The organism is Candidatus Nitrotoga sp. M5 (genome assembly GCF_927904885.1).
Classification (GTDB): domain Bacteria; phylum Pseudomonadota; class Gammaproteobacteria; order Burkholderiales; family Gallionellaceae; genus Nitrotoga.
In genome coordinates, this window is sequence record NZ_CAKMNW010000013.1 from 14,823 (window position 1) to 26,717 (window position 11,895).

The 11,895-nt window shown below is 48.7% G+C and carries 11 protein-coding genes and 1 riboswitch; of the genes, 7 read left to right on the top strand and 4 right to left on the bottom strand.

Features of this window, described 5'->3' with window-relative positions; translation table 11 throughout:
- Position 1 precedes the first annotated feature (1 nt).
- On the bottom strand, positions 2 to 949 hold the full coding sequence (gene fmt, locus MJ770_RS04655; protein WP_256448795.1) for a methionyl-tRNA formyltransferase: 948 nt from the start codon (positions 947 to 949) through the stop codon (positions 2 to 4).
- Positions 950 to 1,054: 105 nt separating this feature from the next.
- Positions 1,055 to 1,558 carry a peptide deformylase gene (gene def, locus MJ770_RS04660; RefSeq protein ID WP_239250439.1) on the bottom strand — a complete coding sequence of 168 codons (504 nt, stop codon included), beginning with the start codon at positions 1,556 to 1,558 and terminating at the stop codon, positions 1,055 to 1,057.
- Between the two features lie 122 nt (positions 1,559 to 1,680).
- On the opposite strand from def, the gene MJ770_RS04665 reads away from it, so the two are divergent.
- The 4 genes from MJ770_RS04665 (at position 1,681) to topA (ending at position 7,021) form a co-directional block, all read left to right on the top strand.
- Positions 1,681 to 2,709: a LysM peptidoglycan-binding domain-containing protein gene (locus tag MJ770_RS04665; RefSeq protein ID WP_239250440.1), complete on the top strand. Its 1,029-nt coding sequence runs from the start codon at positions 1,681 to 1,683 to the stop codon at positions 2,707 to 2,709.
- Positions 2,710 to 2,720: 11 nt separating this feature from the next.
- Positions 2,721 to 3,788, top strand: coding sequence for a DNA-processing protein DprA (gene dprA, locus MJ770_RS04670; protein WP_239250441.1), 1,068 nt, complete (start codon positions 2,721 to 2,723; stop codon positions 3,786 to 3,788).
- A gap of 119 nt (positions 3,789 to 3,907) precedes the next feature.
- Positions 3,908 to 4,363, top strand: coding sequence for a DUF494 family protein (locus MJ770_RS04675; protein WP_239250442.1), 456 nt, complete (start codon positions 3,908 to 3,910; stop codon positions 4,361 to 4,363).
- Between the two features lie 24 nt (positions 4,364 to 4,387).
- Positions 4,388 to 7,021 (top strand): type I DNA topoisomerase, encoded by a 2,634-nt coding sequence (gene topA / locus MJ770_RS04680; RefSeq protein ID WP_239250443.1) that lies wholly within the window; start codon positions 4,388 to 4,390, stop codon positions 7,019 to 7,021.
- 153 nt (positions 7,022 to 7,174) lie between these two features.
- Here topA and MJ770_RS04685 read toward each other — a convergent pair whose 3' ends face one another.
- Positions 7,175 to 7,651, bottom strand: a complete 477-nt coding sequence (locus tag MJ770_RS04685) for a DUF4124 domain-containing protein (RefSeq protein WP_239250444.1) — start codon at positions 7,649 to 7,651, stop codon at positions 7,175 to 7,177.
- 150 nt (positions 7,652 to 7,801) lie between these two features.
- Positions 7,802 to 8,953, bottom strand: a complete 1,152-nt coding sequence (locus tag MJ770_RS04690; RefSeq protein WP_239250445.1) for a class I SAM-dependent methyltransferase — start codon at positions 8,951 to 8,953, stop codon at positions 7,802 to 7,804.
- A gap of 55 nt (positions 8,954 to 9,008) precedes the next feature.
- On the opposite strand from MJ770_RS04690, the gene MJ770_RS04695 reads away from it, so the two are divergent.
- From MJ770_RS04695 to MJ770_RS04705, 3 genes are all read left to right on the top strand, one after another.
- Positions 9,009 to 9,749 (top strand): pteridine reductase, encoded by a 741-nt coding sequence (locus MJ770_RS04695; RefSeq protein ID WP_239250480.1) that lies wholly within the window; start codon positions 9,009 to 9,011, stop codon positions 9,747 to 9,749.
- 8 nt (positions 9,750 to 9,757) lie between these two features.
- Entirely contained in the window at positions 9,758 to 10,606 is an 849-nt protein-coding gene (ttcA, locus tag MJ770_RS04700; RefSeq protein WP_239250446.1) for a tRNA 2-thiocytidine(32) synthetase TtcA, read from the top strand.
- Between the two features lie 68 nt (positions 10,607 to 10,674).
- Complete coding sequence (locus MJ770_RS04705) at positions 10,675 to 11,607, top strand: chitosanase (protein ID WP_239250447.1); 933 nt, start codon at positions 10,675 to 10,677, stop codon at positions 11,605 to 11,607.
- A 170-nt stretch (positions 11,608 to 11,777) separates the two neighbouring features.
- Positions 11,778 to 11,878, top strand: a riboswitch (TPP riboswitch).
- Positions 11,879 to 11,895: the final 17 nt, after the last annotated feature.

Below are 11,895 nucleotides of genomic sequence, written 5' to 3' on the forward strand. Positions count from 1 at the left end.
GTCAGAGAGATAAAGAACAACGGTCGCCAGGACGCACAGAAAATCCCTGCATAAACTGCATCGCAGGTAATGCCTTAGCATTCTGACGCTGCAATACCTCAAGGCATAATGCCCCGTGGCCACATGCCACAATAATGCCGTTTTTTTCTATAGCCAGCACAGCTCCCGCTTCACCTTCAATCCCGTCACGCACGCTGGCCTGCCAGATTTTTACAGGTACCCCATTAAGAACTGTATGTGCAACAGGAAAAGGGTTATAGGCATGCACCGCACGCATGATTTGTGCAGCACTTTCTGACCAGTCAATTAACGCTTCTGACTTGCTTAATTTGGCAGCATAAGTTGCTTCGGTCTCATTCTGCGGCAAAGGCTTTATTTGTCCTTGCTCCAGCAAGCGCAGAGCGTCGACGACAGCTTCAGCTCCTAATTTCTCTAATTTGTCATGCAATGTTTGCGAGGTGTCATGCGCAGTGATCGAACAAGACTTTGTAAGCAACATATCGCCAGTATCTAGTCCTGCATCCATCTGCATAATAGTGATACCGGTTTTGTCGTCACCTGCCAGAATGGCACGTTGAATAGGTGCCGCACCACGCCAGCGCGGCAATAGAGAAGCATGGATATTAATACATCCGTAGCGTGGCACCTGTAATAGTGCTGATGGCAATATTAGCCCATAAGCCGCAACCACTATTACATCCGCCGCATAATTGGCAAGTTCTTGTTGCACATCGACAGATTTTAATGACGTAGGCTGTAAAACGGGCAAGCTATGCGCTACGGCAAGCTGCTTGACAGGACTTGCTGTGAGTCGCATGCCACGACCAGCAGGCCTGTCGGGCTGAGTCAATACCGCGACTACAGTAAATTGTTGCACCATCAGCGCCTCTAGTGCGGTGGCGGCAAATTCTGGAGTACCGGCAAAAATGATCTTTAGGGAAGAGTTGATTATCAGGACACCTTTAAATTTTTATGATGACTTTTGTTCAAGCTAAGGTGTCGTGGCAACCAAGCCACGACACCTTAGCTTGAGAAAAGCACATTTCTGAAGTGCTTACATCGTTTCACGACGGCGCTTCTTAAGCTTGGAGCGGAGACGAGATTGCTTGAGCGGCGAAAGATACTCCACAAACACCTTACCTTTAAGATGATCCATCTCATGTTGAATGCAGATCGCCAGCAACCCGGCCGCTTCAAGCGTGAAAGATTCACCGTGCGTATTTAGCGCACGCACGGTGACTTGTTCAGCGCGGCGTATTTTTTCGTATATCCCTGGAACCGACAAACAACCCTCCTCGCACACGCTCTCACCACTACTGGCCGTAATTTCCGGATTAACGAGCACCAACAACTGATCCTGGGTCTCAGAAATGTCTATCACAATAATCTGTTGATGGACATTTACCTGAGTCGCGGCCAGACCCACGCCCGGCGCAGAATACATTGTTTCGGCCATATCAGAGACCAACTTGCGGGTGGAATCCGTTACTTCATGCACTGGTACTGCGACGGAATGTAACCGCTCATCGGGATATTGCAATATTTGTAGAATCGCCATAAATGCTTGCTAATTTAAATAACTAGGGGCAAAATTTAATCGTATTACTCAAACATCGTGCAATACTAGCCGACCTTAGCTTGGTTTCTAAAAACTGGGTTTCCACGCAAAATGGAGTTTCCATGCAAAAGATTATTATATCGCTGATTTGCTGTTTATTGCCCACCTTCGCCTTCGCTGATACGGTTAAAATCCATGATAACGCACCGGATAGTCACATTGTAGTGAAAGGAGATACGCTGTGGGACATCTCCGCCAAATTTTTCAAAGATCCATGGAAATGGCCGCAAATTTGGGGCTTAAACAAAGATTCCATTAAAAATCCGCACTGGATTTATCCTGGTGACGTGGTTCATTTGGATCGTGCAAGCGGTACATTACACTTAGGTAAAATTATAAAGAACAAAGCAGGCCAATCTGACAGTGTGAAACTGTCTCCCCGAGTATATGTGCAAAGCAGTGAACACAACGCAATCCCCAGCATTCCAGCCAGAGCCATCGAACCTTTCCTCAGCAGGCCGCTAATAATCGAGGAAGACGGGCTATCTAACGCACCAACTATAGTTGGCACCCTCGAAAAACGCGTCCTTCTGGCCACTGGAGATATCGCATACGTTAAAGGACTATCAGAAGACCAGGGGTTGCTGTGGCAAATTTATCGTCCGGGCAAAACACTGCTAGACCCAGAGAATAACAAGGTACTGGGATACGAGGCAGTTTACTTGGGTGATGCAGAGGTCGAAAAATTCGCTGATATCAGCACGCTTAAGATCGTTAAAGCGCTTAATGACATTAACAAAGGGGATCGACTTATCCAAGCATCCAGTGAGTTTGCCGGAAGCTATGTGCCCCGTACTCCAGACAGCCAGATTGCAGCACGCGTCATCTCAATTTATGCTGGTGTTTCTCAAGCGGGTCAGCACTCCATCGTAACCCTCAATAAGGGGCTTCGTGATGGTCTTGAAAATGGCCATGTACTGGCGCTGTATCGGAAGGGAGATGTCACCAAGGAAAATGGAGAAACGCTTACTCTGCCAGATGTGCGATACGGCCTGCTATTTGTATTCCGTTCTTTTGACAAGGTTGCCTACGCGCTAGTGATGCGCACACGACTCCCAGTGCAATTGTTAGATAACGCGCTGACGCCCTGATTCCCTATACTATGGACGCTGAACTTGCGTCATGGCTTGCCCTGAACCAGATACCTGGTTTAGGTAATGAAGGCGCACGCCGTTTGCTACAAGCTTTCGGCACTCCCGCTCAAGTCTTTGCCACGCCAACGCATACTCTCCAACAAATAGTTAAGCCAAACATTGCTGCAATCATCACGCAAGGCTGGGACGAAGAAAAATTTGCGCCCATTGCCAGTTGGCTGACTGATCCCCACAACCATATCGTCACATTGGCTGACCGTGATTATCCGAAGGCTCTGTTTAACATTTCCGATCCACCACTACTGTTGTATGTAAAAGGACGGCTTGAATTGCTTAACCATCCGGCGCTAGCCGTAGTTGGCAGTCGTAACGCTACCCCACAAGGATTGAGTAATGCGGAAGCTTTTGCGCGGGCAGCGAGTGCTTCTGAATTGTGCATTGTCAGTGGAATGGCTCATGGCATAGACGCCGCAGCGCATCGCGGAGGGTTGCATGAATGCGGCTCCAGCATCGGCATAGTTGGCACTGGGCTGGACAAAGTTTATCCCGCAGCCAACCGCCAACTGGCGCACCAATTGGCGCAGGAAGGCGCGTTAATCTCAGAGTATTCATTAGGAACTCCGCCACTCGCGGCAAATTTTCCGCGTCGCAATCGAATCATTAGCGGACTTAGCTTAGGATGTCTGGTGGTCGAAGCTTCTTTACAAAGCGGCTCACTGATTACCGCCCGTATGGCTTTGGAACAAGGGCGCGATGTCTTCGCCATTCCCGGCTCCATCCACGCCCCACAGTCCAAAGGGTGCCATCGTTTGATCAAGCAGGGCGCTAAATTGGTAGAGTGCGCGCAAGACATCCTAGAGGAACTAGGGCATTTTTCCGCTAGCACGCCCCTGCATTCTAGCGTCCTCAAAGAACACCCTTTGTTAACACATTTAGGTTTCGATCCGGTAGATATGGACAGCTTAAGCCAGCGCAGTGGCTTGACGATTAGTGCACTATCCGCCATCCTGTTACAACTGGAGCTGGCTGGTAACATCGCAACTTTACCAGGCGGTCTTTATCAACGTATAAATTGAAATTGAAATTATTCAGGTCAAGCAGCATTTCCCTACAGGAGAAAAAAGCTGTAGCTATTTATAATTCCTTGCTCCAAAGTTTAACCTTTACCTACTAATCAATTTTTTATTGGGACATTATGTTTGACATTTTAATGTATTTATTTGAAAGCTATTTTCATGCCGGCCGCTATCCCAATTCAGACAAACTATCCCGCAAGCTATCCGCTGCAGGATTTGAAGATGAGGACATTCACCGGGCGCTGACTTGGCTGTCTGGCCTCGAGCAATTGAATAAAGCAAACTATCCATCCACCATTAATGATAGCGATGGACGCTTTTATGCCGATTTGGAAATCAAGCGCATTAGCTTTGAAACACGTTGTTTCCTGACATTTTGGGAACAAAACAAGATAATCACACCCGTAGAACGAGAAATGATCCTAGACCGTGCGGTTGCATTGAACCGTGACAATTTGCCCTTGGATCAAATTAAACTAATCGTTCTCATGGTGCTGTGGAATCAACGTCAAGATTTGGACCCTTTAATAGTCGAAGATCTGCTTATTCCGGCCGATTCCAGTCGCTTACATTAAAACATTAAAATCTAAAAACTCACCATGGCGAGCAATCTACTAATCGTTGAATCACCGGCCAAGGCCGTCACCCTGAAAAAATACCTGGGTAAAGATTTTGAAATACTAGCAACCTATGGCCACGTGCGCGATCTGATACCCAAATCGGGAGCGATCGATCCTGAAAATGATTTTGCCATGCAGTATGAAACTATTGCGCGCAACAGCAAACATGTAGACGCCATCGCAAAAGCTGCCGCTCAGGCTGACAACATCTATCTGGCACCTGACCCTGATCGAGAAGGAGAAGCCATTGCATGGCATGTCGCTGAACTGCTCAAAGGCAAGCGCAACTTAAAAAACAAATCCATGCAGCGAGTCGTATTCTACGAAATCACTCAGTCTGCGGTACTCGAAGCCGTTGCACATCCGCGTGAAATTTCCATTCCCTTGGTTAACGCGCAACAAGCGCGACGTGCCCTGGATTACCTGGTGGGTTTCAACCTTTCGCCGCTGCTATGGCGCAAAATACGCCCCGGGCTTTCTGCTGGACGCGTGCAAAGTCCGGCGCTGCGCCTGATTGTTGAACGAGAATTAGAAATCGAGGCATTCCGCTCGCAGGAATATTGGACTGTCCATCTTGACAGCCAGAAAAACAACCAACCATTTACTGCCAAGCTGTTTCAATACCAAGGAAAAAAGCTGGAGCAACTCGGCATACCCAGTGAGACAGCATACCGCAACATTTTTGACAACATTAGCGCAGCCAAATTACCGCCGCGCGTGGTACGCGTGGAAAAGAAAGCCAAACAGCGCTATGCCGCTGCTCCGTTCACCACCTCCACGCTACAGCAGGAGGCAGCGCGCAAATTAGGCATGTCTACTGACCGCACTATGCGCTTCGCCCAACAGCTTTATGAAGGTATCGACATAGGCGGTCAAACTGTAGGCTTGATCAGTTATATGCGTACCGATTCCGTCACCCTTGCACAAGAAGCCTTGCAGGAAATACGGGGTTATATCACTGCACATTTTGCATCGGACTATTTGCCTAAAACTGCACCCATCTACAAAAGCAAAGCCAAAAATGCACAGGAGGCTCACGAAGCAATACGGCCAACCTCGATTGCGCGTACCCCGGATAGCATGCGGGAATTTCTCACCATTGATCAAGCGCGGCTCTATGAAATGATCTGGAAGCGTACCCTCGCATGTCAAATGGCCCCCGCGCGTTTCGATACAGTCAGCCTTGATATCCGCCTCGGCGGGGATGACACCCTGTTTCGTGCCAACGGTCAAACCCTGGTATTTCCTGGCTTTATCGCTGTCTATCAAGAAAGCACGGATGACAGTGAAGAAGAAGAAAACAAAAAATTACCGCCTCTGGAAGAAGGAGAGACTATTCCTCTTGACAAGCTATACGGTGAGCAGCATTTTACCCAGCCTCCACCACGATTTTCCGAAGCGAGCTTAGTTAAAACTTTAGAAGAGCATGGCATTGGGCGTCCTTCAACTTACGCCAGTATTATTTCCACGCTCCAGGCTCGTGAATACGCATTGCTCGACAAAAAACGATTCAAACCGACCGATGTCGGACGAGTTGTTATCCGCTTCCTCACCGAACATTTTACGCGCTATGTTGATTACGGATTTACTGCGCAAATGGAAGATGAGCTGGATGAGGTTTCAGATGGAAAGCGCGACTGGATACCGGTATTGAACGATTTTTGGCACCCTTTCGCTGCGCTTATTCAAGATAAAAAAAACATCGAGCGTAAAGATGTAACACAAGAACTCATCGACGAAGCCTGCCCCAAGTGTGGCAAGCCGTTAGCGACCCGTCTTGGCAAACGTGGAAACTTCATTGGCTGCACAACCTACCCGGAGTGCGATTACACTCGCAACCTGACAGGTGAAGCCGACCCGGGAGAAATGCGCAAGGAGCTGGGAAACGATCCAGCCAGTGGTCTGCCGGTGCTATTGTTGCGTGGTCCTTATGGCTATTACATACAACTTGGTGAAGTAGAGACAGGTTCCAAAACAAAGCCTAAACGTATCTCCTGGCCAAAAGAATTACCACCAGAAAATGCAGATCTTGCCGCTGCCACAGAACTGTTACAACTTCCCAAAGAGTTGGGACTCCACCCTGAAAGCGGTAAAAAAATTATCGTCAACATTGGACGCTTCGGCCCTTACGTCGGCCATGATGGGAAATTTAAATCCATTCCCAAGGGAGACAGTGTTTTCACCATTCAGCTGGACCGCGCGGTAGCTTTGCTAGCAGAGGCAAGAACTTCCAATACTGTGTTACGAGAACTGGGTGTACATCCTGATGATCAAAAGCAGGTAGAGGTCTGTAATGGCCGCTATGGCCCATACGTAAGACATGGGAAGGTTAACGCCACGCTGCCTAAAGACGTATCCCCGGAAGAAATAACATTGCAAGAAGGGTTAACACTGCTGGCAGAACGTGTGGCAAAAGGGCCGTCTCAAAAGAAAGCCACAGCCAAGAAAAAGCCTGCTGCTACGAAAAAACCAGCCGCTCCGAAAAAAACCGATGCTCCGAAAAAGGCCGCTGCTGCAAAAAAACCTGCCACCACGAAAAAATCCGCCACACCAAAAAAGCCTGCTGCTACGAAAAAGCCTGCTGCTACGAAAAAGCCTGCTACCAAGGAATAACATGTCAGCTATGCTGAACTAGCAGCTTGTCGGACTTAAATGAAATCGTCTAAAAATTCAGCAAGGAATCCTTAAACCCGACAAGCTGTCAGGCCTATCGTTTGTAGTGCTTAGGCAAATTTTGATAAAGTTGGCCGAAAAAGCACACTCTGATTAGTTGAGTTTTTCCAGTTCAATCTTAAGCGCTTCGACATTCTTCTCGTGTAGCATGACCTTCCCCTGCAAAGCATTTATTTTGTCCTCATATTTGGCCGAATTCTGATAGTTTTTACCGTCTTGCCCCTTGAGAATTATTGAATTTTCTTTCTCGTTTTTCAAGTTCCGGTGAGATTCTTCGACCAGCTTGAGTTCGGTTGACAATTCTTCTTCAAGTATCTTGAGACGCAAGTTATCACGGTTTTTCTGTGTAGCCTGATCTACCTTAAGAGTATTAGAAAGTGCAGCCTTTTTTGGTACTCCCACAGGGGACGGCACAATAGTCGGCGGCTCCAAAACAAGTTTTTTGGAGCCTTCTATAGGTGAGCTGGAATAAGTTACATGTCCATCAGCATCGATTTTTTTATATACCGCCGCCTGTGCCCAGCTGACAGAACCAGCACACAGGATAATCAACAGGTAGTGAGGTTTCATAATTTTGTGCCTTAAAAATTTTTAGAGGCAGTACAAATCAAAAGTCAGCGTGTGTGATAAAACAGGTGACTCCGAAAATTCAAACAGGAGACTACGTCCGGCAGGCTACTAGCGAACAAATCGACTGTACCCAGGGTTCCCTGGATTTATTTATAATAAACGTGACTTATCACCCGACACAAATCCACTTAGAGGCAAATCCACGCCATTGCCCAGCGCAATTATTTTAAACAACTCACCCATTTCAGCAGGGCTAGTCAGTTTTTGCAACTCTGCAGAAAGTGGCAGATATTCGAGAACATTCTCTGAATCCGTTTCTGCCAATAATCCAGTAATGCCGCTGTTAATCAGAAAATAGGCTTGCGTCGTATAACCATAGAGGTGTAATCCTGCATCAATGGCCGCTTCTGCTACAGCGGTGAAATCGACATGCGCAGTAATGTCCTGCAAACCGGGCATGAAAAACGGATCGTCATGTGCATGATGACGATAGTGGCACATGAGTGTGCCTTTAGTGCGCTGCGGATGGTAAAACTCGCGCGCGCCAAAACCATAATCAATAAAAAGGAGTGCGCCTTGCTGTAAGCGCTCGCTCAGACTTTTGACCAAGCCACGTGCGGCAAGCGACACATCACTGAGAGTGTCTTCAGGCACTTTGATCTGTTGGGCAATCTCCCGCAGCATTGAATTTTCCGGCAGACGTTCCTGCCACACAAACTTGTCCCCCTCGCTCGCCACACCGCGTTCAACAATATTCGCATCCGTCCAGCGCACCAGATGCACTGGTAAAGCATCTAGCACTTCGTTGGCGACCAGCACGCCAGAAATGCTGTCTGGAAGCGCATCCAGCCAATGCACACGGTTAATTAAATGTGGCAAGCGCGCTTGCAGCAATGCTTGTTGCCGTTCGCGTAAATCAGCGCTTACCTCCAGAATGTCATAACGTTCGGGCAAACTATTCTGCTTTTCCAGCTCGCTCAATATATCTACAGCCAGCTTGCCACTACCTGCACCGAGTTCGATAATATGCGGCGTGCTTTGCGCCATAATTTCAACTAATTGTCGTGCCAACGTTCGACCAAATAACGTAGAAATTTCCGGCGCGGTAACAAAATCTCCAGCTGCGCCGAACTTACGTGCCCCGGCACTGTAATAGCCCATTCCCGGCGCATATAACGCCAGCTCCATGAATCGCGAAAATGGAATCCACCCGCCTTGCCGCAAGATGTCGTAATGAATCAAATCACGAACTTGATCGCTGTGCGCTTGGGCTTCGGGGGATGGCAACGGCAGTGAGAGCATGATTGAGCGATGGGGATGTGTTAAATTACAAGCCGTAAGTTTAGTGGAGAGCACCATGCAAGGTAAAGTGGTATTAGTGACGGGTGGCGCAAAACGCGTGGGGGCAGCGATCTGCCGCAAGTTGCACGCGGCGGGGGCGAATATCGCGCTGCACTACCGTACTTCTGCGCAGGATGCATTGGAGTTGCAATCAGAGCTGCAAGACGAGCGCCCCGACTCTGTGCTGCAAATACAGGCCGACCTGCTGGACCTGCAAGCGCTAACTCGGCTGGTAGAAAAAACCATCAGTCACTTTGGACGGTTGGATGCGCTGGTTAACAATGCCTCCAGTTTTTTTCCTACGTCGCTGAGCGATGTTAACGATCAAAACTGGAACGACCTCATTGGTACCAACCTGAAAGCCCCGCTGATGCTCGCACAAGCAGCAGCAAGGGAGTTGCGTCACAACCACGGCGCCATTGTCAACATAGTGGACATCCATGCCGAACGACCAATGCACGGCTACCTGCTGTATAGCATTGCAAAGGGCGGATTGGCGGCGCTCACACGTGCGCTGGCGCAGGAAATGGCCCCACAGGTACGCGTCAATGCTATTGCCCCCGGCGTTATTGTGTGGCCTGAAAGTGAAGAATGGAGCGATGAAAAGCGACGTCGAAAGATCATCGCCCACACCTTACTTAAGCGTGAAGGCGAGCCCGACGACATTGCCCGTACCGTGAAATTTTTATTAAATGATGCACCCTACATTACCGGACAAATTATTTCGGTGGATGGCGGACGTAGTATTAACCTTTGAATGACAATATGAACGCCATTACACAACCCATCCATTTTGAGCATCACTCCAGCAACTTTAACCGCCTGCGCGGACGACTGGAGCAACAAGTTGGCCGTGCTATCGGTGACTACAACATGATCGAGGAAGGCGACACCATCATGGTGTGCATGTCTGGTGGCAAGGACTCTTACACGCTGTTGGAAATTTTACTGACGCTGCAAAAACGTGCGCCGATAAACTTTCGCCTGATCGCCATGAATCTGGACCAGAAGCAACCAGGCTTTCCGGCACATATACTGCCGGACTATTTCAAATCTCTGGGCATAGAGTATCGCGTAGAAACCCAGGACACCTACTCCATCGTCAAGGAGAAAGTTCCAGAAGGCAAAACCACCTGCTCACTGTGTTCGCGTTTACGTCGCGGCATTATCTATCGCGTGGCTGGAGAACTGGGTGCGAACAAGATCGCATTAGGCCATCACCGCGACGACATGATAGAGACGCTGTTCCTGAATATCTTCTTTGGCGGAAAACTCAAGGCTATGCCACCCAAGCTGGTTACCGATAAGGGCGACCACGTGGTGATTCGTCCGCTGGCTTATTGCGCCGAGAAAGATATTGCCAGCTTTGCCCGCACCCTGAAATTTCCCATCATCCCGTGCAATCTGTGCGGTGCGCAAGAAAACCTGCAACGCCAGAATATCAAAGAAATGTTAACTGCGTGGGAGCGCCAATACCCCGGCCGTAGTCAATCCATCTTCACCGCCATGCAGAACGTGAAATCCTCACACCTGATGGACAGCAAGTTGTTTGACTTCAAGGGTATCAATGTAGGAGACGCGGTGGATGAGGGAGATGTAGCATTTGATGGCTAAATGCTCAGCGTGAATTTCAGGTTATCAAAAAATTTGAAGATCAACCCAAAAACTGAGGAGTTATGATCATGTTGACTACAACCCAAAAGAAAACCGCAGAATCTCTCGTCAATATCTTCGAAACTGGCAGGGTGTTAGGTGATTACGGCCAAGTAACACTGATTGCTGGTGACACAGGGCACCTCACCTTCGGCCGATCACAGACCACACTAGGTTCAGGTAACCTGAATGAATTATTACAACGCTACTGTGCGAACGCAGGTGCCCGCTTCGGCTCTCGTATAGCACCCTATTTGTCGCGCTTTGCGGCACGTGACCTTAAGCTGGACAAGGAAGCCAAGCTGCATAACTTGCTACGTGCCAGCGCTGACGACAACGTAATGCGTGATACGCAGGATACCTTTTTCGACGAAGCATATTGGCAGCCTGCCGCTCGAACTGCAAAGCGCTTAAATATCACCAGCCCACTTGGAGTAGCGGTGGTATACGACAGTTTTGTACACGGCTCATGGAGATCAATGCGCAACCGCACCATACAGCAGGTTGGTGATAACACTAGCTGTAATGAGCATAAATGGATTACCACGTACATAGCCATCCGCCGTGCCTGGCTGGCCAACAGTTCGCGTGCCGACTTACGCGCTACCGTCTACCGCATGGATGCCTTCCAGCGCCTGATTGACCAGGATTACTGGGGGCTACCATTACCGCTTGTTGTACGCGGTCAAGAAATTTCCACCGATTCACTTTCAGCTACGCCACGCGGTTGTTACGATGGCCCGCAGCCTGGGACACGTTCACTAGTTTTGCAATCACCCCTGCAACGCGGGCTGGATGTGCGCCTTCTCCAGCTTGGACTGTCGGATCGCGGCATTGACATTAAAGCGGATGGAATATTCGGTCAAACCTCACTGCGACTCGTTAAAGAATATCAATATACTCATAATCTTCCAGTGACCGGTGTCGCCGACCTGGCGTTGATCGCTCGACTTGTTGAATAAACTGTTAACGATACTTTTTTCAAGTAACGCCGTATTGTGAAGAAGCGAGACCAGCAGGCAAACTGCAAAGCAACAACTCGCGAAATTAGATTGTTACACATACTCTTACGACCCTTTTCGTATCGAAAATAACTCATGCTTGCTTTCCCATCTTATTTACAGTAATTTGTAAGCTTGCGTAGGGGTCCTCGTCAACAAGTCGGCGAGGTGAGAGATACCCTTTGAACCTGTACGGATAATGCCGTCGTAGGGAAGCGTCAGTTGTTTCTATTGATGCTCCTTGCTTTT

Coding starts and splice junctions, on each gene's coding strand:
- def (WP_239250439.1), bottom strand. CDS start 1,558: ATGGCGATTCTACAAATATTGCAATATCCCGATGAGCGGTTACATTCC.
- MJ770_RS04665 (WP_239250440.1), top strand. CDS start 1,681: ATGCAAAAGATTATTATATCGCTGATTTGCTGTTTATTGCCCACCTTC.
- dprA (WP_239250441.1), top strand. CDS start 2,721: ATGGACGCTGAACTTGCGTCATGGCTTGCCCTGAACCAGATACCTGGT.
- MJ770_RS04675 (WP_239250442.1), top strand. CDS start 3,908: ATGTTTGACATTTTAATGTATTTATTTGAAAGCTATTTTCATGCCGGC.
- topA (WP_239250443.1), top strand. CDS start 4,388: ATGGCGAGCAATCTACTAATCGTTGAATCACCGGCCAAGGCCGTCACC.
- MJ770_RS04685 (WP_239250444.1), bottom strand. CDS start 7,651: ATGAAACCTCACTACCTGTTGATTATCCTGTGTGCTGGTTCTGTCAGC.
- MJ770_RS04690 (WP_239250445.1), bottom strand. CDS start 8,953: ATGCTCTCACTGCCGTTGCCATCCCCCGAAGCCCAAGCGCACAGCGAT.
- MJ770_RS04695 (WP_239250480.1), top strand. CDS start 9,009: ATGCAAGGTAAAGTGGTATTAGTGACGGGTGGCGCAAAACGCGTGGGG.
- ttcA (WP_239250446.1), top strand. CDS start 9,758: ATGAACGCCATTACACAACCCATCCATTTTGAGCATCACTCCAGCAAC.
- MJ770_RS04705 (WP_239250447.1), top strand. CDS start 10,675: ATGTTGACTACAACCCAAAAGAAAACCGCAGAATCTCTCGTCAATATC.